Origin of the sequence: Brevibacillus sp. NPDC003359 (genome assembly GCF_042878995.1) — a bacterium.
Taxonomy (GTDB): domain Bacteria; phylum Bacillota; class Bacilli; order Brevibacillales; family Brevibacillaceae; genus Brevibacillus.
This window is the reverse complement of record NZ_JBIAOR010000010.1, coordinates 114,018-136,511: the sequence shown is the minus strand read 5'-3', so window position 1 is coordinate 136,511 and position 22,494 is coordinate 114,018. Positions and strand designations below refer to the sequence as shown.

Sequence of the window (22,494 nt, the reverse complement as noted above, 5' to 3'; positions counted from 1 at the left end):
ATAGCTGTACAGGAAGTTGCCATTATCTGTGAGGGTATCAGCAACACCTGCAAGGCTCGCGGATACATGCAACGTCTCTCGTAATGCTCTATAATGGGGAAATACTGAATTGCTTTAAGGAGAACGGAACAGATGACAACGCACAAAAAAGAACAAGACGCCAGCATCCGTGTCGGCCAGCAAATGACGCTCACGATCAAGAGCTTGGGCATTAATGGCGAAGGAATTGGCTATTTTAAAAGAAAAATCGTTTTCGTAGAGGGTGCCCTCCCTGGCGAGGTCGTCCATGCAGAGGTGACCGAGGCAAGAGAAAAATACGCGACCGCGCGTCTTTTACGAGTCGTTGAAAAATCAGCATCTCGCACGAAGCCTCCCTGTCCGGTCTATGCGGAGTGTGGCGGATGTAGCTTGCAGCACATGGATTATGCCGCACAGCTCGCGAGCAAGCAAGAGATCGTCATCGAGTCACTGCGCAAGTACGCTCGACTGAATCAGCCACCAGTAGCCCCTACGATTGGTATGGATAATCCGTGGTCGTATCGAAATAAAGCACAATTTCAGGTGGGCAAGGAAAATGGCAAGCTCATCGCTGGACTGTATCAAACAGGCAGCCACAAGCTCGTTAACTTGGAAGGCTGTCAGGTACAGCATGAAGCGACAACAAAACTCGTCCAAACAGCGAAGCAAATCATCGAGGAGCTCGGGATTCCGGTCTACGACGAGATAAAACGGACGGGCGTCATCCGCACGATCGTAGCACGGGTAGCTTTTGCAACAGGTGAAACGCAGCTTACAATTGTAACGGCTACCCAAGAAATCCCGCGGGTAAAGGAACTGCTTTTGGAGCTCCGTACGAGACTACCTGAGCTGATAGGAATCGCACAAAATGTAAACATGCAAAAAACATCGCTTGTTTTTGGTGACAAGACAGTATCTTTGTGGGGCAAGGCTTCCATCGCTGAAAAACTGGGTGAGCTGTCCTTTGACTTGTCGGCTCGTGCCTTCTTCCAATTGAATCCCGAGCAGACGCAAAAGCTGTACAATCAGGTAAAAACGGCTGCTGGACTGACCGGAAAAGAGTTCGTGCTCGATTTGTATTGTGGTACAGGTACGATTGGCTTGTGGCTCGCTCCTTATGCCCGCGAGGTTCGTGGAATCGAGCTGATTCCTGAGGCTGTCGAGGATGCCAATCGCAATGCCGAGCGTAACCAAGCATCGAATGCCAGCTTTCATGTGGGTCGTGCCGAGGTGTTAATGCCGAAATGGGCCAAACAAGGGACTCGACCAGATGTTGTCGTAGTCGATCCGCCGCGGACTGGGCTAGATGATGCGCTGATTCGTTCCTTGCTGGATGTGCAGCCGAAGAAGATTGTGTATGTGTCTTGTAATCCTTCTACGCTGGCGAAGGATGTCGGGAAGCTGATGCAGCGTTATGAGCTTGTGAGTGTGCAGCCGGTGGATATGTTCCCGCATACGGCGCATGTGGAGTCTGTGGCTTTACTGGTGAGGGACGTGTAGGCCCCAAATAAACCCATGCTATTCATAATAAACTCGTGCTAAAAATTGAATAAAGACGTGATAAAATCCGGGAATGGATAAAGGGGAAAACCCAGAGCCATCAAGCCGTTCCCCTGTTTTTGTACCAAGACATTATTAAGACTATAATAAAGTTTTGGTAGAAAAAGTTGGGTTGAAAATTGAGGATATGATATGCGTAACAAAATTATCTACAACTACCTATGGAGAATAACACCTCAATAATTTGGAGGATATATGTTAAAAGAAAATATTTTAATAGATGATATTCCTGCTATTTTGTGGGGAAACGACAGCACGAAAATATTTATTGCTGTACATGGCAATATGTCTTCAAAATCAGATATTCCGATTCGTATTCTAGCCGGAAAAGTTGTTCCATTGGGCTATCAAGTGCTCAGTTTTGATTTGCCTGAACACGGCGATAGAAAAAATAGTTCTAAGCTTTGTAAAGTGCAAAACTGCGTTTCTGATTTGAAGAAGGTTTTAGAATTTGCACACACGAAATCAAATACTATCAGCCTATGGGCAAATAGTATGGGAGCATATTTTAGCTTGTTAGCTTATAAAGATGAAGTTTTAAAGCAAAGCCTATTTCTTTCTCCTGTTTTAGACATGAGCCGATTGATTCAAAATATGATGAAATGGTTTGATATTACAGAAGAACATCTGTGCAGAGAAAAAGAAATATCTACACCTATTGGTCAAATCCTATATTGGGATTATTACCAGTATGTTATCAAGAATCCAATTATAAAATGGGATTCTCCAACTTCAATTTTATATGGAAAAAAAGACGAACTGTGCGAGTATGATGTCTTATCAACATTTATCACAAAATTTAATTGCAATCTTGCTGTTTCAAATGCTTCCGAGCATTATTTTCACACAGAAGAAGATTTGACTATTTATGGAAAATGGCTCGAAAAGAATATCTTTTGATAAGAGCACGCTTAGATATTAGATAATCTGAAATCAAGAGACTACGTTTTTAGGTTGACTTCCATGACCTACAGACTTAGCCTCTTTTTTATCATGTCTATTCTGAAGTTAAACTCTCTTTTGCTAATCATTAAATAATCTCTAAAGTAGGGGGCTACATGATAAAATAAAAAGGACGGCTGTCTCAGCCGCCCCGAAAGTGAGCAAATGCCATTCCTTTGGTTAAGGTTTGTACTCCCTGTCACCTCGACACATGTGGAGAGTGTGGCTCTTCTTGTGAAGACAGTGTAGTTAAAGAATAAACCATTCGTGGACATAAATAATTGAGATTTATTGTGGCAGAGGGCCTCCCTCTGCTTTTTTTATGAGACAATAATCATATTATAGATGAACCTACCTTGATTTCGTACATAGACCAATAGCACGACGAATCTCAGTTTTATGAGTATGGGAGGACATTATGATAAAAATAGATAGAGATGGTGAAGCTTACTGGAGTTTAACCGTAGATTTAGGTGTTTTAGGTAAGTTCAATAGTATTTTTATAAATTTAGATGGATGCGATATTACAGGGGCAACGGATGATATGTCCCAAGACGAGAGGTTAGAAAAAGCAACAATATATTATGGTAATAGATTTAAGGAGTTAGAAGAGCATGCGGATTTTATAAGTGAGCAATTTCGGATGTGGATTATAACGCACTTATGTGATATAGAATATCCATTTTGGAAAAATGGTGATGAAGATAAAGGAAGCGAAGATTACCCAGATTATATTGTAAAAGAAGAAATAAAAAAATTTGAAGATGAGAATGAACAAGTGAAACATGATCCATATAGTCCAAGTCCGATTTATAAAGACATCCAAGCATATAATTCTTATGCAAATAAAGATAACTTATCAAGTTATGATATTATAGCTAAATATTTACCGGTCCTTAATTTCAAAAAACTTGTAGATACAATTAGAGCTGATAGCATAGACACATATGAAGCCAACATTAACTTTCAAGTGAGCAGCGAGGTTTGTGGTGGTATGTTACTTTGTGCTACTTACGGAACAATCTATGCCAATAATGAGCTAGAAGTTACGCATAATTGTTAATAAAAGAGAACTGCAAACAATAGAAATGGTGATCATTAGGAGTAGATATCAACATTAATGTTTAACAGAGCCATAGGCCTAACTGCCGCAAATACTGGTAGAAGGCCTTGAGAACATAGGAGGATACATGTCCTGGAGCAAATCGAAGAAACAACTGGAGAGCTTTCTCTGTCCCGCGTTATATGGAAGGGTCGAATACCGTGCAACCGGTTACCGTTATTTACCTGATAAATCCGGAATTTGTTATATTGCCGTAGATAAAAAGAACGTACTTAATATGAGTGATATAACTAGCTCAATCAGATGGTATCAGACGGAGCAGGAAATTAAGAATGATTCAGATATCCAAATTCCTATCAACAATGAAGAAATTGAAGCAGTCAGAAAAGATACCAAGGGGATCGTTCCGGAGGATCGTCTAAAAGTAATTGCAAGAAGTAGAAAAATATCAGAATATGCAAAGGAGCTTTTGTCAGCACAGGCATCATTAAGTAAATCAAATTTTATCGTTGTGGCTAATAGGTTTTTATCTATTTCTATAGAGGAAAGCATAGAGAGCAATGATATCTTATTGAACATTCTAGCCTTGGTGGACAGAAGGGTTGGAAAAAAGAGGATTTTAAATATGACCGAGAAGATGAAGTTAAAGCATCCAATTGTGCAGTACTTTTATGAATTACGGCTTAGTACATTATGAAAATAAATATGTCAGGAAGTTTCTTGACTCTTCTCAAAGTGGATTTCTTGTAATTTGTTATCCGTGAATGGTCATAGATGAGCAAAGTGTCACTCGTCAAATGGACAGGCTAGTGATGATTAAGAACTCGCTCTTAAGTAGCGATTAGTTGTAATTATTAAACCGAAGACCCTTTTCGATTCAGGTCTTCGGCTTTTCATTTGATGGGGTAAATGAGTATCCAAACTGTTAGGAGGGAAAGTAGCCCTTTTTAAATAATTCGTACCATTGATTCAATTCAACGCCTTCTAATACGCCCAACCTCTCCAAGATATGTCTTGAAAACTCTAATGCACCGCTTCCGTTCGCAGTGATGAGATTCTCGTCACGGATTGACTGACCCTCTACATAATGTTGATCTCCTCTGTAGTTCGGAGCTCCTTCCTTCAAATAAGGTAACGTATTGCCTGTATGTTTATGATTGTCCAAAAATCCGTGATTCCCTAAAAAAGTCGTAGCATCACAGATGGCAGCGACAGGAATATTCTTGCTAACACAATACTCAACCACTACTTTTGCTTGCTGATTCTTTTCTTCTCTCCATCCCGTTCCGCCAGGTATGATTAACATGGCGATATCCAAATTCGGATTGAATTCGTTTACGCTATAATCTGGAAGGACCGTTAAACCACCCATCGAAACTTTAGGTTCCTGATCAATGGCGATTGTCTTTACACGGTATCCTGTTCCTGGCTTGTTTAGTTCGGAACTGACGTAACTTGCCTCCCAATCAGCAAAACCATCCGTAATAAAAATGAACACTTCCTTCAAAGTGATTCCCTCCTTGTAATGTTTTGTACAAATGAATTGTAAAACAACTTCACTGACAGTTATGGTCAGGAAAGAATCGTTGAGATGTATTGGCGGGAGACAATAGCGCCTGTTCATCAACTTCCGTCAAATTTTCTTTTAGCTTTAGCTGCTGCGAAATTGTATACCGATTCTCTTTACTGTTTAACTCGATTTGAACGAGTGAAGGAGTCTCAGCAAGCAAATTTTTAATGGTCTCGTTACCAGGCAGATCTCCAAACGAAAAGTAAATGGTTTTTTCTGTATGCATCATTTTTTCTCTCAAATCGTCCGAAATTGAGATTCGTAACGTGAGTTCTACCGAATTATCGTTTCCTGTTATTTAAAGCACGGATGTTTTCAAATTCTCCCCTGTAACTTCTTCGAAATAGTCGTAGACGCTTAAAGTACCCCTGGTCTGGACTCTTAAAAATGGTGCGGACTACGAGTACCTTTTTGTATAGCAGAGAAAACACCGAAAGAATGACATGAGTCATGGTTTTGATGGTTATAATCTTAAGAGAAAACCCGCCAATGAAAGAAGTGATCTACGATGGATTTAGAAATGATCATGCAAGAGCTTGAAGCTCTCGGCAAGGAACGAACCAAGAAAATTTATCTATCCAATGGCGCTCACGAACCACTTTTTGGCGTGGCTACAGGCGATATGAAGCCAATCAAGAGAAAAATCAAGATAAATCAACCCTTGGCTGAGCAGCTTTACGCCACCGGGAACTACGACGCCATGTACTTTGCCGGTGTGATTGCTGACCCAAAAGCAATGACCAAGGCGGATTTTGATCGGTGGATGGATACGGCTTATTTTTATATGCTGTCCGATTATGTGGTTGCAGTAACTTTAGCAGAAGCAGATATTGCACAAGAAGTTGCCGATCAATGGATCACGAGCGGCGAAGAGCTCAGAATGTCAGCGGGCTGGAGTTGTTACTGCTGGCTTTTGGGTAATCGCCCGGATCGTGAATTTTCCGAAAGCAAAATTGCCAGTATGCTTGAAACTGTGAAAAATACGATTCACGATTCTCCCGAACGAACAAAATACGCGATGAATAATTTTATATACACCGTAGGGACTTCCTATTCGCCCCTCCACGATAAGGCGGTCGAGATCGCAAAGGCAGTAGGTCCGGTAGAAGTCCAGAAAGACAAGGCAAAAAGCAAGTTCCTTAACGCTTTCGATAATATTCAAAAGGCAGTAAGTAAAGGCCAGCTTGGCTTCAAACGGAAACATGTAAGGTGTTAATCCGGTTGGTTTCTCGTGCGGAAATAGCATGGACCCGTCATGTTTACGTAAATCGGTAATGATTCAAACGGAGTAGCCCTTTAGAGGTTGCTCCGTTTTTTCGTGAGCAAGTCGAATGAACAAATCGCAACCGGGCGACGCCAATCGCTGAAGGTGTAAGATTCGGCTTCGCCCTGCTATTTGTAATAGTAGGCGAATTTAAAGGCGATACTGATCGTGTAGAGGTTTTTTTCTAACATGCGAGATCAAACTCCTTCTGGAGACCGAGATCAAAATACATCGGCTGCGGGATGTAACTACTCTCGGTTGGTATATTATGGTATCTAAATAAGATACGAGGAGATGTAATTAGTGAAGACGTTAATCGAATTCAAACAAGTAACGAAAGAATACAAAATCGGAGAAGTACCAATCAAGGCACTGAATGGTGTTGATTTTTCCATAGCAGAGGGAGAATTCGTCGTAATTTTGGGCGCAAGTGGTGCTGGTAAAAGTACGATTTTGAATTTGCTTGGCGGGATGGATACGGCCTCCTCCGGCCAAGTATTTGTTGGCCATCAAGAAATAACCAGATTCAACGAGAAAAAACTAACGCAATACCGCGGTGAAAAAGTTGGCTTTGTCTTTCAATTCTATAACTTAATTCCGAATTTAAACGCTCTAGAAAATGTCGAGTTTGCCACAGAAGTATGTACAAACCATCTGGATGCGAAAGAAATTTTACATAAAGTTGGATTACAAAATCGTATGAAAAACTTCCCTTCTCAGCTCTCTGGAGGAGAACAACAACGAGTTGCGATCGCGAGAGCTGTTGCCAAAAATCCTCTGCTTTTACTTTGTGATGAACCAACCGGAGCTTTGGATTATGTGACAGGTAAGTCCGTCTTAAAGCTTCTTCAAGATTTGAACAAAGAAACGAAAAAGTGCGTCGTTTTGGTCACACATAATTCTGCCATTGCTCCTATGGCTGACAAAATTATTAAGGTGAAAAGCGGAACGATTGAAAGCGTTACCATTAATCGCGAAAAACAAAGTGTTGAAGGGATTGAGTGGTGATTATGAAATTGTTTTTTAAATTAATAAGGGATATGAAACAGTCGCTCGGGCAATTTATAGCTTTTGTTTTGGTGATCGCTGTGGGAGCTTTTTTCTATGGGGGGCTAGTCACTTATAGCAATAATCTAAGTGCTTATACAGAGGGGTACTTTAAAGAACATAATTTAAGCGACTTATATGTCTATTACGATCAAATTTCCAAAAATGATGTCGCCGTTTTAAGTGAAATAGAAGGCATTAAAAAAATGGAAGGACGTTATACCTTTGATGCCACGCAATCCTTTGAAAAGGATAAAGCTTCTTTGAAAATTCATTCCATCCCTGTCAAAAACGAAATAAACACGATTGCTATGATGAAGGGCAAAATTCCGTCAATAAAGAATGAGATTTTATTAGATTCCCGTTATGCGCAAGAACATCTTTTGCAAGTCGGTGATGAAATCAGTATTAGTGCGAATGAAAGAAATTTTACATTTACTATTAGCGGCCTGGGTGAGAATGTTGAACATGCAAAAAAGAACGAAATACAAGACCATAAAGCCTATGGAGTCGCTTATATCGCCGAAGAGACAATCTCTGAAATCTTAGGTGGCCTCTCCTATAATGAAATCATGATTGATGCTACAGAAGGTTACGATATTGACAAATTAGGTACATCCATTGAAGTACAATCCAAAAACCTTCCTTATGTAAACCAAATAAGGAAAGAACGGACTTTCAGCTATTCAAAAATAAATGAAACGATCCATAATAATAAATTGATGAGCATGGTTATCCCTTTCGTTCTCTTTTTGATTGTAGCTATTATTCTGTTTCTTACCATGTCGAGAATGATTGATTCTCAAAGAAACCAAATAGGTATTATGAAAGCTTTAGGTGTCAAAAACAGAAACATCATGCTTCATTACATGGGATACCCTGTGTTGGCAGGTATCATTGGCTCAATCATCGGTTGTGTTATTGCCGCTGTTGTATTTGTTCCATTCGTAACTGCATCGAGTGCAAGGGCCTACTCTCTACCTGGCATTACATACTCCCTTTCTTTTTATTCTTTCATTCCTCCCATTGTTTTCTCCAGTGCTTTTGGAATCCTAGCGTGTTACTTAAGTGGTAGAGTCATATTAAAAGAACGTGCGGTTCAGGCTATGCGTCCGAAACCGCCAAAGAAGATGAGACCGTTATTCATAGAAAGATTTCCGGGTATTTGGGGCCGTATTTCCTATAGCTACAAACTCATTTTGAGAAATATTTTCTTAAACAAACAAAAAGCTTTAGCGAGCTCAATTGGTGTTGTTGTAAGCACTGTCTTATTGATAACTGCTTTTGGTACTCAATCTGCCTTGAAAAAAGTCGCTAGCCAAATTGAAAATGTTTATACGTATGATTTACGAGTAGATTATACGCTGGGAACATCTATGGATACGGTAAAACTACCCTCCGGTATGAAAAATCGTTATTTTTTATCCACCTTTCCTGTTGAATTCATAAAAGGTGATGAAAAAGAGAATGCCACTCTCGTTGTTACGGAAAAAGAAAACAATCTCATTCATTTCTTTGGTGAAAATGACAATCGGGTTTCTTTAGAAAATAACGGTGTACTGGTACCCAAATCCTACGCCGACAAATATCATCTTTCAGCAGGAGATATCATCCATACAACTTTCAAAGCACCCGAGTTTAAAAATAAAACTGTAGATATGAAGGTTTTACATATATCTACTCAGTATTCGAATCCTTCTTTTTATATCACACCAGACTATTTAAAGAGCTTTGGCATAGACTACAGTCCAACCTCACTTTTAGTTGAAGCAAATAGCTCTGTAGATCTTACAAGCATTCGTAACTTCTTTGAACAAGATCCTCATGTAGAAACCATTGCAGATAGAGATGATCTAAAGAAAACCGCTGAGTATATTTTGAAACAAAACAATTTTGTATTTATCATGTTTATCGTGTGCGCCGTCATCCTCTCCTTTGGCGCCATCTATACGCTCTCTTCCATTAACATTTATGAAAGGAATCGCGAGCTTGCAACGCTTAAAGTATTAGGCTATCAAAAACATAAAATAAACAGACTCATCTTTTTTGAAAACATGATACTAACCACATTCGCAGTCATTGTCGCTTTACCGATAAGTGGCTATGTTTATTCCATGATTGTCAAGGCACTGTCTAGTACCCATCAACAGATCCCGGATCAATTAAATATTTCGATCATGTTGGTATCTGTTATTCTTGCCTACTTCCTTACGTTTCTCTCTAACTTGCTACTTCGGCGAAAAGTAACCAACATCAATATGATTGAGTCTTTAAAAAGTGTAGAATGAGCTGAGCTGTTTCGTCCCCATCCCCCAGTAGAATAGGCCATCATCCGTTTCCATCCTGTACCTGTCTTCATACGATAAATAAAAACAGGGAGGAAACGAGGAATGCCCAAAAAAGCCTCGCTATGTGAGCAGTTCTCCAGAATTATCAGGGGGCAATCCGGCTTTGCTGGCGGAAAATGCGTCTCGACCATCAATCGAAATCAAATAAAAGCGACCGTTTTGGGGAAAAGATTTCGCGTGACGTCTTCTTTTTCGTTCGAATCCTTCAATCAAAAAACGGGCAAAGCGCTCTGTTTAGGGAGAGCTGCGTTCTTGCAGAAAGAAGTCAATCCTTTCATTACAGCCATTCGAAATCAAGGCATAAAAGTCTCGTCTGTCCATAATGAATGGTTATTCGACCGTCCCCGCTTGATCTATATAAATGTGGAATCAGTTGATAGACCTCTTGCTTTCGCAAGAAAAATAAGGCGGGCATTAGATGCCATTCATTCATGAAAATAGAAAGAGACGAGTCCTCTCTGTCACCGCAGGGAGGATTTTTCGTGTATAGAACATAGCAGTCTGATCAGCTATAATGAAAAACAACCAAAAACAGGAATTTTAGTGAAAAATCAGTACGTACTCATACCTCTTTATTAGGAAGGATTGATTCTCTTGGATACACAGATCATTGATATAGGCGTTAACCTGATGCACCGCTCCTTTCAGCAAGATCGCGACGAGGTCGTTGCCAGAGCAGAAAAACAAGGAATTTACCCATTAATTTTGACAGGGACAAGCTTGAAAAACAGTATGGATGCCTCACGCTATGCGAGTCGCTCCAAAGGAAGGCTGTACACTACGGCAGGTATTCATCCCCATGATGCAAAAAGCTGTGATGAATCCACTATCAAAAAATTAAGAGAACTGGCATCTCTTCCGCATGTGGTAGCGATTGGAGAATGTGGGCTGGATTACAACCGTGACTTCTCCCCTCGTGATATCCAAAGAAAGTGGTTTATTGAACAAATCTCCCTAGCTACAGAACTTCAACTGCCCTTGTTTTTGCATGAACGCGATGCTCATCTTGATTTTGTCTCGATTCTCAAAGAACATCGCCCCAAAATCAATCGTGCGGTTGTACACTGTTTTACTGGAACCTCCAAGGAATTGGAAACTTATTTAGAAATGGACTTCCATATCGGAATTACAGGATGGATTTGTGATGAACGGCGTGGGAAACATCTTCGGGAGCTTGTCAAAAAGATTCCCTTGAATCGTTTGATGATTGAAACAGACGCGCCATTTTTAACCCCTCGTGATTTGAAAGAAAAGCCTGTGGATGGTCGGAATGAGCCAATGTATTTGAGACATATATTGCACGCGGTCGCACAATGTATGGGGTTGAGCCCTGAGGAAGTGGCCAGCGCTACTACCAAGACTGCGAAAGAATTTTTTAACGTATAGGTAGTTTTCTCAAGAGGGACTGTCGCTTTACGATTGTCAAAAATATATTTAAATCACTTTTATGGGCTAGAGACCGCTACTAGAGTGGGACGCGTCTATTCTGCGTCCCGTTTTTTCATTGCGGCTGTTTTTTGCCCATCTATTTTTTTACAACTCGATTACATCCCCATGCTATGCTTTACGAGAGGTGATCCAAAGTGGCAACCATCCTAATTGTCGAGGATGAGATTCCAATCAATGAGCTTATCAAAAGAAACCTGCAAGCAGTGGGACATAGATGTATTTCGGTGATGGACGGAAAAGCGGCACTGGAGGAGCTGGACAAGCACGCGGTGGATCTCGTTGTGCTGGACATTATGCTGCCGGAGATTGATGGATATGAGGTTTTCCGCCAAATTCGTGGGACCCCCACTATTTTTTTGACAGCGAAAAGCAGCCTGTCGGACAAGGTGAAGGGACTGACTCTCGGCGCAGATGACTACTTGGTGAAGCCTTTTGAGATGCTGGAGCTGCTGGCCCGCGTAGATGCGGTGTTGCGACGAACGAAGAAAACGAGCAAGACGTTTGAACTCGATGGGGTCCGAATCGAATTTGAGAGCAGACAACTATTTCTCCATGATCATCCGATAGATTTCACTCCCAAGGAATTCGATTTGCTGGAAGTGCTGGTGAACAATCGGAATATTGCCCTTTCCCGTGAAAAGCTGCTGGAGCTCGCGTGGGGCTATGACTATGTGGGGGATACAAGAACAGTTGACGTTCATATTCAAAAGCTGCGAAAGAAGCTGGACATGGAATCCCGAATTAAGACAGTCTATAAAATGGGGTATCGTCTTGAGGTCTAGATTCGCGAAAAACTATTACAACTCCCTAACAACTCCATGACGATTCGATAATTCCTCCCTCTTATACTTCAAATTGTGATCACAACCAAATAATGAAGGAGAGGTTCATATGAAAGTCAAACAAACCATTTTGGCAGCCACCGCAATTATTGGCACCAGCACATTGCTGTTTCAAGGATTCGTACAGGTCGTAACGGCTTCCGATTTCAACAAAACGAATACGATCCCTACCAGCTATGCGAATTATGCAGTTACTTCCTCCCAAACGCCACAAAACAGTTTGCCGCTCGGATACAAAAAAGCGAATTATACCGTAAAAGCCATGAGCAACCAAATGCCAACGAGTAAAGACATTACAAAAGAAGCGGCGGCGGAAATCGGAGCGAAAGCCATTTGGGGGATGTATGCCCAGAGTCTGGAAGGGAAGGTGGTAGAAATGAGATACCAAAACCCACGTGAAGACCTTCCTCGCGCACAGTGGTACGGTGAAGTAATAATCAATGACAAGCTCAATTATTACTTCATGATCGACGCTGTTACCGGAGAATATTTCAGCATGTTCCGTGAGAGAACGTTCCTAGAAAAAGATACCTACGATGAGGAGCTTGCGAAACATCCGCAGGAGTATGTGGACCTAGCCAAAAAGGCAGCAGAAAGGTTCAATATTGTCAACGGTCCAGTCAAGTCCGCTGTATACGAAATCCAAAGCATGGTCGAGAACAATGACCCCATCATATCGGTGGAGATCACAGGCGAGAACGGTGAAATCGCCACTGTGTATATAGCCCGCAATGATAAAGAGTTCATCGGCGCCACCTATCATGCTAAAGAAAAGTACAAGAACCACCCCAACCAAAAAGTATTTTATCCTGAGATCGCCGAGCCAAAAAAATAAGGGAGCCTTTTCAGCCGCCACACTGTGCTGGCGGCTTTTTCCCAATGAGTTGCGCGTTCTTTTATGAAATCAGAGGTGAAATGAAAACAACTCTATGAAAAACCGGACCTTTTTAACAACCCTTGCCCTTTTTTTATTTTCATTCAACCTAGGGATCGTCATTATTTCGATCACGACCTTCAAAGACACAATCCATCGTGCACAAGAAAGAAGTTTGAACGAGCATTATTTCATCACATCTGCACTCCTCCAAGATTTTCATGCAGTAGAAGGGCGCGGAACGGATCTCGACAGCTCCATACCGTCTTTGCTCCAGCCATACAGCTATCTTGCCGGGGATCAAAACGTGACATTGGGACTTTTTAAAGACAAGGAACTCGTCTATTCAAATTCGTCTGTCTTATCAGTACCAAACGGGTTTCCTGAGCTACCGGGAAACGGCAGCAGACTCGTTTCCATGCAAGAATCAGGTGACCGCACCTCGGTCCTCGTTTCAGGAAAGCTCCCTGCTCCCTATGATTTATATACAATGGTGTACCTATACGACACAACAGATGGAATTGCTGCCTGGCGGCAAATGAAAGACATGCTGTTTTTCGCGGGCCTGGTGATCTCTGCTTTATTTGCTTTTGGTCTTCATATGTTGCTGTCTAAACTATTTAGACCACTCTCGCAAATTTCACAAACATCCCGTCAAATCGCGGCTGGTGCGTATGATACCCGTCTTCCCGTGTCTGGACAAGACGAGCTGACCGAAATGGCGCAAAGCTTTAATCACATGGCAAAGGAAATTCAGAGTCAAATCCAGCAGTTAGCGACAGCTGCTCAGCAGAAGCAGCAGTTTATCGACAACTTTGCACATGAGCTTCGCACACCGCTCACGACTATTTACGGCTATGCAGAATACATACAAAAGGTGGCTCGCACAGAAGACGACAAGCTGTTTGCCACAACCTATATCATGTCGGAGAGCCGCAGACTTCAACAGATTGCGTATCGTTTGCTTGAATTAGCAACCCTTCGTGAAAACAAGATCGAGCGAACAACTGTACAAATAAAGCAGCTGTTTCTTGGCGTCGAGCAAGCTCTGTCTCTTATGGCAACGGAACAAAACGTTCGGATTACTTCGGAATGTCACTTTGATTCGTTGGAGTGTGATCCTGATTTCATGCATATATTGCTCGTCAATTTCGTAGATAACGCGTTGAAGGCTTGTGGTACTGGTGGACAAATCAAGATGGCTGCTTTTCTGGATCATGGACAAAAAGGAATAATGGTCGAAGATAATGGAAAAGGAATGTCAGCAGAACATCTCCTCCACATAACAGAGGCATTCTATCGCGTAGATCCCTCCCGCACTCGAAATGGCGGCGGGGCGGGATTAGGCTTGACGCTTTGCAAACAGATTGCTGATTGCCATGGGGCAGAACTGAGCTTTTCCTCTGAACCGGGTAAAGGGACAATAGCCAAACTGATCTTCCCCGCCTACTAGATCTATACGAGAGAACAAAGACACCTGACCGATCATCCGGGGTGTCTCATTTTTTTTCATGAAAGTGAAAGATTGTCAGCAGCTTTTCCGTCTATACAGTGACAAGGAGGTGTAACACCAGTGGATGATCATACTGGCGCACGAATCGAGCAATGGTTTCACTCATACAGCCAGGATGTATATCGATTTCTCGTCTATTACACGGGACGAACCGATATCGACGATCTTGTTCAAGAGACCTTTATTCGTGCCCTGAAAGCCATACACGACACAGAAGTTGAGAATCCCAAAACGTGGCTGTTTGCCATAGCACGAAACGTAGCCATCGATGAAAGGCGCAAGACAAAACTGATTAGCTGGTTGCCTGATATCTTCTTGCAGCATCTCGTTTCACACGACAAAACACCGGAAGAGTCACTGGAGTTGAGTGAAAACAAACGTCTGCTCTATGAAATGATCAATCAGTTAAAGCGTTCTTATCGGGACGTGTTGATACTCAGAGGGATCAAGGGATTATCGGGCAAGGAGACGGCGGAGGTTTTGGGCTGGACCGAAGCCAAGGTCAACCTCACGATGCATAGAGCGATGAAGGCGATTCAAAACAAAATGCATGTTTCGATTGCGGAGGTGATGAACGATGCCATCACGTGATGAGCAGATCATTCTGGAAGAATTGAATCAATTCCCAGAGCAAATCCTTTCCCGAGAACGTAGCCAAGCAATATTAGAGGGTGTGCGAGAAAAAGGAGGTAGACTTCAAAAAGTGAACAAACGAAGAATGTACTATGGATGGATGGCAAAAGGACTGATCACCTGCGGCTTGCTGCTCGGTTTTTTCTGGATGAAACCATTTTCTACACCGGCAGAATCAACGAGCAGTGCAGCCTTGACTCCTGAGGAGCAAACGTATTTTGCGGCTGCTCAAAAAGCTGTACAAGATGCGAGTGGCATTCAGAAGACCTTCCCATTTGCGGAGATCGAGAAATCCGAAGACGCCTATTATGTACGGACAAACGATCAAGAAACCAGAGAAGCCATCGTATCTTTTAAGCCTGGTACCACAGAGGTTCTTTACGTCTCTGCGAGTTTTTTGATCAACGAATTACCGGAGCCCTATCATAAATATGTAGAGACTGCACGAGAAGCATTTAAGGATACCAAACAACAGGTTACCTTCCAAAGTACCCGTTTTTTCAAAAATGAGAAGAAAGCATATTTTTCCTTTGGGACAGAATACCCACAGTACGTCCAAGTCGATCTCCCAACAAATAAAGTGTCTGATTACACATTATATTACAACCTAGAAGACGTCGATCAAAAGATCATCTCCATCGCGCAAACAGCCTTGATGCGTTTATCCAATGAAAAAAATCTTTCCTTTACCCAAGCCCAAAAACGAAAACGTTCATACGATCGTTCATACGAAAGTGAAGAGAAATGGTTTCTCAGTAATGAACAAAAGAAATATGAGGTAATTATCGGAGCAAAAACAGGTCAAGTGTATCTTGTGAACCATGTAACAGATGACTATAACATCAAAGCACTGAATGAAGTCATTCCTGTAACCAAGCAGCTTATTCAAGACATTTTTGGCATAGACATCTCTGGGTATACGGCTTACGGCGGCCGGGACTGGAGCGGCTACGTTTTGAGAAGTCCGGGGAAACCAAGTTTCTTCATACAGCTTGCAGATGTTGCAGATGTGGATATGGGTAGTATTTATCGAATCGAAATCGAATTAGAAAATAGCAAGTGACTGACTTGGCTCAGTCATAGCCGAGGAGCATCGGGTTCTATATAACGTATATGGAACCCGTTTTCTTTCTCCATCGTACTTTTGTTAGTCGATAGACAGCTTCATTTTCAGCCCCTCATGAGTCACTTTAAAACCTAAGCGTTCATAAAAGCGCAACGCATCTTCGCGTTGTTTATCTGTCGTTAGTTGAAACAGATGGCAACCTCGCTCTTTCGCCCGTTCAATTGCCCATTCTGGTAGCGGGGTTTCGTAACGCTCTCTCTCTCGTCTTACCTAATTCATCATCCGCAAGCATCTGAACAATTCTATTCAGGTCTTTTGCTGTTGCGACTCGAAAATGAATCATCGTTTGCCTCCGATTGTCTTTTTGTTTGATTATTCGGATATTTCACAAGAAAACCCCTTTAGCTAAAAGGGGTGGGGAATTCATCTATTTTTACTTGCAGGTGTTTCTTCTATTCGGATTCAAAATCAGCGCATCATCGTCCAGCTCAAACAATTTATCCAACAGCGCATCCAAACCATGCTCCAATTTATATTCCATCTCTTCTTTATACAAAGGAATCAAGAAATAGGTATGAATCTTGTTCCCATCCTTGGTAGGAATGACACTGATCTCTTCCGATAGCTGAAACAGAACGACTCCATTTAAACCCGTGCCATCCGCATATGGTTCATATTCCTGATAATTCGGTATCGTATGTCCATATCCCAACCATGTATTGTACTGATGAGGAAACCGTGCCAGCTGCTTCATCAGTCTGATTGGCCAGTAATTATTTTCATCCTGTAGCGACTCTTGTGTCAGCTCCCATGAAGCCGGCAAAAATATCATCAGTTCTGCTCGATCGATACTCTCTTCCATCTGCTCCTGTATTTCATCCGGGATCGTCATCGGTAAATCACTCATCCCATTCGTATACAGAACCCAAAATGGTTCTTCTTCTGTAGGACTCATTACATTCACATCAATATGGATCGTATCGGAAATAATTTCGTGAAAAACATTGCTCTCTCTTCCCGCAAATACCGTTTCAAAATGGTTCCCAATTTTTTCCACATATTCCATGGGCGCTGGGGGTTCATAAGTTGCCTGCTGGTCATATGTGTAAATCGCAGTGCCGTCCTTTGCCTTTTCTCCGTTGTTCGTGCCGCCGAATAGCTTTTTGAAAAAATTCATCGCTGATCCTCACCTTCTTATCATTCAGACGCTTGGTCCTCTCTATTTATATCGGCATGAGATACATCCAAGTTTTACCTCATCTTTTTATTTCTTACAAGAGAAATCCGAATTAACTTAAACTTGCAGAAAAAAGAGGGGGGGTATTAGCCCCCTCTTGATAACTCCTATTACACCAACACTTGCAAATGCTCCCGTCCATTAGAAGCGACTAAGTCTTCTCCCTGAGTAACGCGACTGACCAAGTCAGGATTAGCAAGGAATGGACGTCCGAATGCCGCCACATCCATAATTCCATCCTGTACAGCCTGCTCGGCGCGATCAGGAGTTAAATTGCCCACGCCTATGATGCTGCCATCCCAGTATTCGCGGACGAGCTCATGCAGTGTTTTGCCTTCTGCAATCATGACGCTTCGCGATCATTTTCCCATCAGATAAGAATTCAGCTTGCGAGAAAATCAAAAACCAAGTAAACTTTACCTCATTTACCGGGGTAAGAAAATTATGGAAGTTACCTTTCAAACAAAATCCTCCACTTACAGCATAATTTCACAGGTGACTTCGAAAAAGTCGGGGAGCCGATGTGCATGGTTCAGGATGAACATCAAGCTCATGTTGATCACCAAAAAGGAGTTTCCTAATGGACGCGAGAATTCCGGAAAGTGTTAGACCTTTATTACGCGACTATACACAACGGCTCAAGGCAGAACTGCCTGATCTCATCTACGGTGTGTATTTGTATGGTTCTATTGCACTGTCAGGCTTCGAGGAAGAGAACAGTGATATTGATTTTGTAACACTCTTGCATAGAGGGGTAACGAATGCAGAAATAGAAACTCTCGAGAACATTCATCATGCTCTCCTTAACGCCAACCCACTAGCCAAAAGAATGGATGGCATGTATATAAGACTGGATGACATCGGAAAAACCAATCCATCCTTGGAGCCTTATCCTTACTGTGACAGTGGAGCATTCAAACCATCCGGCCACTATGATGTCAATCATGTGACGTGGTGGGTCCTCAAGCAACAGGGCATTACCGTTATGGGGAAAAGCGTTGAAGAATTGCATATCCCTACTCAGTGGTTTGATGTCGGGGAAACGATGAAATACAATGTACATGAGTATTGGGCGCCGAAAGGAAACAGCTTGCTAAAATTCTGGCTCGATGGGTGGGTAGAATTCGCCGTTCTCACCTTATGCCGAATCTATTACGCGCTCTTCCATGAGGACATTATTCCGAAGAGAAATGCCGTAGAACAAGCTTTGCAAGAACTTCCAAGTGAGTGGCATCTTTTACTGAGGGAATCATTGCGAATTCGCTACCACTCAAATGAACCATCCTTGTTTCCATCCAGAATCAAGCGGGCAAAAGAAACCCAGAGATTTATACGCTATATATGCAAACTGTCACCTAGTAAGACGGAATAACAACAAAAGTCTATGCGAGGAGGTATGTTGATGGATGATTCAACATTTGCAGCAAGGAACAACCCTGTTCATCCTCCCACTTTTCCATCTCTACAAGAATTCATTTTGCACAATAACGACACCAGCTTCTGGATGCCCTACATTACTGACATCCTGAAACGTCATGATCTGCTCGAAGCAAATCAAGAGCTGGTAGCTGGGATCGGCGGGACGTATCCATCGTTTCTTTACGGCGATGTCGTAGTCAAACTGTTCGGACACTTGAAACCATGGCATAAGAGCCACTCTGTTGAACGTGCTGCACAGACCTTGCTCGCCAACGCCCCGGAAATTGCCGCACCCAGATTGCTGGCTGAAGGAAACCTGTCCGATGACGCCAACCACCCATGGCCATACTTGATTACCACACGCATGTCTGGCGTCTCCTGGCAAAATGCCCAGTTAACTTGCGAACAACAGCTCTCTGTTGCTGCGGACTTGGGTAAACAAATGGCGAAAGTCCATGCACTCACTCCAACCGACATCGCTACGCACGCAGACTGGTCGGACATGGATGTGGTGACTGCTGCAAAAAAGAGCTCACTGCCGCTGCATTTGGTCTCCCAAATCGACGACTATCTTGCCAGCCTCGGGCCGCTTGATCCTGTCGTCGTCCACGGTGACTTGATGTTCCGTCATGTTTTCGTGGAGAATGGCCGTCTTAGCGGGATTATCGATTGGGGCGATATGATGGTGACAGATCGGCACTATGAGTTCGCCAAGCTGCACCTGGATTTGTTCGATTGTGACAAGACCTTGCTGAAAGCATTTCTCGAGGCAAGCAATTGGCCGATGACTACCGATTTTGCCCACAAAGCAATGGCGCAAGCCCTCTACCGTCAGGCACACGGGCTTACGCAGCACTATGCCATGGACGTTTTCTACATGCTTCCTGATCGTTTGCCTCTGCAAGATATCCGCACGCTCGAGGAACTCGCAAACGAGCTATTTGCTATTTAACCAAAGAAAGCATACAGCGAGCCGAAGATCTACAGAAAAGCCGCTTTGCGTAAGGAAGGAGATTTGTTTATGAAGATCATGGAGCACTTGCACCTTGACCATTTTAGACAGATGGAACAGCTCGAGCTTCAATACTACGATGCTGAATTTATTACACCGTACCAAGAGAGCTACAATTGGTATTTGTTTCGTCCCGATTCGGTCGTTGCGATCGAAGAGAATGGGCGCATTATCGCTTTTATGAACCTGCTTCCCGTCAAGCCGCCTATCTACCTGCAAATTGCACAAGGGACGTTTAAGGACAGCCTGATGACGACTGCGGATATCGAAGATTTAACTACCTCACCCGAGCGAGTCTATTATTTTCTGTCCTGTGTCGTTGTTGGTCCATCGCATCAGAAAAGTCCTGCCCTGCGCATGATGCTGCATCATTATCTCGATGTACTGGATCGTGTCGAACAGAGTGGTTACCGCATCCAATCGATCATCATGGATAATATCACAGAAGCAGGCAATCGGTTCGCTCAGCGTCTTGGCATGAAGCATGTATGTATTAGCGACCACGACTCTCATATACATGCATCGGACTATGAGAGCTTCAAACAACATGTGCACGCGAGTTATCCCATGCTTTCCTGCTAAAGGCTTCGCACCTACTTGGTGCGAAGCCTTTTGGCGTAGCTACGTATACAGTGCCATCATTTCTCGCAGTCTCTCTTTTGCAAAAGCTCTTAATTCGGCTGGCTCCACTACCTCCACATGTCCGATCACATCCAAAATATCGCGACATGCTCTTTCATAACTGTACAAATTAACCATCAATTGCTCGTACTCTCCCTGCTGCACAGCGGAAATCACCTCCAGCCTCTCTCGCACGGCCAGCTTTTCAGCATGCAACCTGATCACGACGGGAAAATATTCGACTTCACGACAAGCCTGCTTGAACGCCGCCTTCTGATTCGTCCAATAATCTGCCAACGAAAAGCTCTCCAGAATCTCGAATGCCTCCTCCAGTACGTGAACAGAAGGAATCCGCTCGCATTTGAATGTTCGAACTTCCTGCGCGTTTTCGCAGTAAGCAACGAGATACCACTCCGTTTTTTTCACGACGAGACCGTAGGGACATACCGTACGTGACGAGCAGCTCCCATCCATTTTGCGGTAGGCAATGACGACTTTGCTTGATCGCCAAACCGCTGCCCGCAAAACTTCCAGACTCGGTATGACCATTCTCTCTTCCCACCACGGCGTCTCATCGAAATAGAAACGCTGCTTCGCTTTCTCGATATCTGGCCGATAAGTCTGCGGCAACGTCTTTTCTAATTTGAGCAAGGCAGACGTTAATCTGTGTCCAGTCTCGGTATCCTGCCCTAAATGAATCCCCATCCCGGTCAAATACAAGTGCACGACATCATCGACGTACAGCTTTTTTAGATTGACCGTATATCCTTCCATCAAATAAATTCCACCGCTAGGCCCCGAAGTTGCCGCGATCGGAATCCCTGCCTGGGACAGCGCGTCAATATCCCGATATATCGAGCGAACAGACGTCTCCAGTGCTTTAGCGAGTTCTTTTGCTTTCATTTTTCCCCTTGATTCGATCAGCAGCAATATCGCAATCAACCGATGCAGTCTCATCCTCAGCCTCCACGACAAAACGACCACTCTATTTTTCACGTGGTCAAATTGATGACAAGATGCTGTCAACAATATAAAGATATCATAGAGCTATCGTTATGGGAGGGATGCAAGATGAATATCGCAGTATTAGGAACCGGATTTGGTGCGTACCATGCGCATCTGCTGAAAAAAATGGATGGTGTAGATAGATTGGTAGTATTCGGTCGAAATGAATCGAAGCTGCAAAAGCTACAGGAAGAGCTGCATGTGGAGATTACGAAGCATATGGACGAGATCATGCGCGATCCTACTATCGATGTCGTGGATATTTGCTTGCCTTCGCAGCTGCATCGGCAATTCGCAGTAGAAGCTCTCGAAAACGGAAAGCATGTATTCTGCGAAACACCGGTTTGCTATACGCTAGACGATGCTCAAGCCATGAAGCACGCAAGGGACCGTTCGGGGAAAAAGCTGTTGGTGAATCAGTTTATCAAATTTGACCCGGCATACGCCTACCTTCGCAGCGCTCAGACAGAAAACAAGTACGGACAGCTCCTCTCACTCTCGCTCAAAAGAGAAACAGCTCCTTTATGGGGGGATCTAGGCTTGTCTTCCATTACAACCAATCTGATGATCCACGAGCTGGACTTCGTAACATGGCTGTTCGGTCGCAATGCCAGTATGAGTACATGGGGGACAGAATCATCGGATAAAAAACAGTCCATCGTCCACTCGCACTTTCATTACCCTGATGCGCATGCTGAAATAGTCTGCTCCTCGCAGATGCCGACCTCGTACCCATTCACCGTCGGTTACGAGGCGTACTTTGAGAAGGCAAAGCTCGTCTTTCAGGAAGCGGACATCCATGGTCAAACGGAATCTTTCTTATGGGAATACACGTCCTCAGGTAAGAAAGCGCTCGTTCTCGAACCTGTCAATCCGTATGAAGAGAGCTTGCGTCATGCCATTCAATGCTATACGGGCCATACACAATCGATCATTGATGTTGATCATGCAGTTGAGTCTTTGGAGCTTGCGCTTGCTTTGCAGAAACAGCTTGCGCGCCAGTAAAGAAAC

The 22,494-nt window shown here is 43.1% G+C and carries 23 protein-coding genes and 1 pseudogene; 18 read left to right on the top strand and 6 right to left on the bottom strand.

Annotated features, from left to right (window positions below; translation table 11 throughout):
* The first annotated feature begins 132 nt into the window (after positions 1-132).
* From rlmD to ACFYU8_RS21645, 4 genes are all read left to right on the top strand, one after another.
* Positions 133-1,518, top strand: a complete 1,386-nt coding sequence (gene rlmD / locus ACFYU8_RS21660) for a 23S rRNA (uracil(1939)-C(5))-methyltransferase RlmD (RefSeq protein WP_390303359.1) — start codon at positions 133-135, stop codon at positions 1,516-1,518.
* A 255-nt stretch (positions 1,519-1,773) separates the two neighbouring features.
* A complete protein-coding gene (locus ACFYU8_RS21655; RefSeq protein ID WP_390303362.1) occupies positions 1,774-2,478 on the top strand; it encodes an alpha/beta hydrolase in 705 nt (234 codons plus the stop codon).
* A gap of 460 nt (positions 2,479-2,938) precedes the next feature.
* Positions 2,939-3,583: a hypothetical protein gene (locus ACFYU8_RS21650; RefSeq protein ID WP_390303365.1), complete on the top strand. Its 645-nt coding sequence runs from the start codon at positions 2,939-2,941 to the stop codon at positions 3,581-3,583.
* Between the two features lie 127 nt (positions 3,584-3,710).
* Positions 3,711-4,280: an SF0329 family protein gene (locus ACFYU8_RS21645; protein WP_390303368.1), complete on the top strand. Its 570-nt coding sequence runs from the start codon at positions 3,711-3,713 to the stop codon at positions 4,278-4,280.
* Between the two features lie 228 nt (positions 4,281-4,508).
* On the opposite strand, the gene ACFYU8_RS21640 is transcribed toward ACFYU8_RS21645, so the two are convergent.
* Complete coding sequence (locus ACFYU8_RS21640) at positions 4,509-5,090, bottom strand: type 1 glutamine amidotransferase family protein (protein WP_390303371.1); 582 nt, start codon at positions 5,088-5,090, stop codon at positions 4,509-4,511.
* Positions 5,091-5,139: 49 nt separating this feature from the next.
* Positions 5,140-5,382: a hypothetical protein gene (locus ACFYU8_RS21635; protein WP_390303374.1), complete on the bottom strand. Its 243-nt coding sequence runs from the start codon at positions 5,380-5,382 to the stop codon at positions 5,140-5,142.
* Between the two features lie 279 nt (positions 5,383-5,661).
* On the opposite strand from ACFYU8_RS21635, the gene ACFYU8_RS21630 reads away from it, so the two are divergent.
* From ACFYU8_RS21630 to ACFYU8_RS21585, 10 genes are all read left to right on the top strand, one after another.
* Entirely contained in the window at positions 5,662-6,369 is a 708-nt protein-coding gene (locus ACFYU8_RS21630; protein WP_390303377.1) for a DNA alkylation repair protein, read from the top strand.
* A gap of 351 nt (positions 6,370-6,720) precedes the next feature.
* Positions 6,721-7,425, top strand: coding sequence for an ABC transporter ATP-binding protein (locus tag ACFYU8_RS21625; RefSeq protein WP_390303380.1), 705 nt, complete (start codon positions 6,721-6,723; stop codon positions 7,423-7,425).
* 2 nt (positions 7,426-7,427) lie between these two features.
* On the top strand, positions 7,428-9,752 hold the full coding sequence (locus ACFYU8_RS21620; protein WP_390303768.1) for an ABC transporter permease: 2,325 nt from the start codon (positions 7,428-7,430) through the stop codon (positions 9,750-9,752).
* A gap of 102 nt (positions 9,753-9,854) precedes the next feature.
* The gene (locus tag ACFYU8_RS21615; protein ID WP_390303383.1) at positions 9,855-10,247 is read left to right on the top strand and encodes a DUF1259 domain-containing protein; all 393 of its coding nucleotides are present in this window, start codon (positions 9,855-9,857) and stop codon (positions 10,245-10,247) included.
* A 150-nt stretch (positions 10,248-10,397) separates the two neighbouring features.
* Entirely contained in the window at positions 10,398-11,198 is an 801-nt protein-coding gene (locus ACFYU8_RS21610) for a TatD family hydrolase (protein WP_390303387.1), read from the top strand.
* 197 nt (positions 11,199-11,395) lie between these two features.
* Positions 11,396-12,043, top strand: coding sequence for a response regulator transcription factor (locus tag ACFYU8_RS21605; RefSeq protein WP_390303390.1), 648 nt, complete (start codon positions 11,396-11,398; stop codon positions 12,041-12,043).
* Positions 12,044-12,152: 109 nt separating this feature from the next.
* Complete coding sequence (locus ACFYU8_RS21600; RefSeq protein WP_390303393.1) at positions 12,153-12,938, top strand: hypothetical protein; 786 nt, start codon at positions 12,153-12,155, stop codon at positions 12,936-12,938.
* Positions 12,939-13,032: 94 nt separating this feature from the next.
* Complete coding sequence (locus tag ACFYU8_RS21595) at positions 13,033-14,430, top strand: sensor histidine kinase (protein ID WP_390303396.1); 1,398 nt, start codon at positions 13,033-13,035, stop codon at positions 14,428-14,430.
* Between the two features lie 120 nt (positions 14,431-14,550).
* On the top strand, positions 14,551-15,081 hold the full coding sequence (locus ACFYU8_RS21590) for an RNA polymerase sigma factor (RefSeq protein WP_390303399.1): 531 nt from the start codon (positions 14,551-14,553) through the stop codon (positions 15,079-15,081).
* Positions 15,068-16,186, top strand: coding sequence for a hypothetical protein (locus tag ACFYU8_RS21585; RefSeq protein ID WP_390303402.1), 1,119 nt, complete (start codon positions 15,068-15,070; stop codon positions 16,184-16,186). Before ACFYU8_RS21590 ends, ACFYU8_RS21585 begins: the two co-directional genes overlap by 14 nt.
* 84 nt (positions 16,187-16,270) lie before the next feature.
* On the opposite strand, the pseudogene ACFYU8_RS21580 reads toward ACFYU8_RS21585, so the two are convergent.
* From ACFYU8_RS21580 to ACFYU8_RS21570, 3 genes and pseudogenes are all read right to left on the bottom strand, one after another.
* Positions 16,271-16,532, bottom strand: a pseudogene (locus tag ACFYU8_RS21580) (GNAT family N-acetyltransferase).
* Positions 16,533-16,622: 90 nt separating this feature from the next.
* Entirely contained in the window at positions 16,623-17,366 is a 744-nt protein-coding gene (locus tag ACFYU8_RS21575) for a suppressor of fused domain protein (RefSeq protein ID WP_390303405.1), read from the bottom strand.
* Between the two features lie 170 nt (positions 17,367-17,536).
* Complete coding sequence (locus tag ACFYU8_RS21570) at positions 17,537-17,773, bottom strand: oxidoreductase (RefSeq protein WP_390303408.1); 237 nt, start codon at positions 17,771-17,773, stop codon at positions 17,537-17,539.
* A gap of 233 nt (positions 17,774-18,006) precedes the next feature.
* Here ACFYU8_RS21570 and ACFYU8_RS21565 point away from each other — a divergent pair, with 233 nt between their 5' ends.
* The 3 genes from ACFYU8_RS21565 (at position 18,007) to ACFYU8_RS21555 (ending at position 20,439) form a co-directional block, all read left to right on the top strand.
* Complete coding sequence (locus ACFYU8_RS21565; RefSeq protein WP_390303411.1) at positions 18,007-18,798, top strand: aminoglycoside adenylyltransferase domain-containing protein; 792 nt, start codon at positions 18,007-18,009, stop codon at positions 18,796-18,798.
* Positions 18,799-18,828: 30 nt separating this feature from the next.
* Positions 18,829-19,797 carry a phosphotransferase family protein gene (locus ACFYU8_RS21560; protein ID WP_390303414.1) on the top strand — a complete coding sequence of 323 codons (969 nt, stop codon included), beginning with the start codon at positions 18,829-18,831 and terminating at the stop codon, positions 19,795-19,797.
* 69 nt (positions 19,798-19,866) lie between these two features.
* Positions 19,867-20,439 carry a hypothetical protein gene (locus tag ACFYU8_RS21555; RefSeq protein WP_390303417.1) on the top strand — a complete coding sequence of 191 codons (573 nt, stop codon included), beginning with the start codon at positions 19,867-19,869 and terminating at the stop codon, positions 20,437-20,439.
* Between the two features lie 39 nt (positions 20,440-20,478).
* Here the strand turns inward: ACFYU8_RS21555 and ACFYU8_RS21550 are convergent, their stop codons facing one another.
* The gene (locus ACFYU8_RS21550; RefSeq protein ID WP_390303420.1) at positions 20,479-21,435 is read right to left on the bottom strand and encodes a helix-turn-helix transcriptional regulator; all 957 of its coding nucleotides are present in this window, start codon (positions 21,433-21,435) and stop codon (positions 20,479-20,481) included.
* A 114-nt stretch (positions 21,436-21,549) separates the two neighbouring features.
* Between ACFYU8_RS21550 and ACFYU8_RS21545 the strand changes: the two genes are divergently transcribed.
* Positions 21,550-22,488: a Gfo/Idh/MocA family protein gene (locus ACFYU8_RS21545; protein ID WP_390303423.1), complete on the top strand. Its 939-nt coding sequence runs from the start codon at positions 21,550-21,552 to the stop codon at positions 22,486-22,488.
* Positions 22,489-22,494 lie beyond the last annotated feature (6 nt).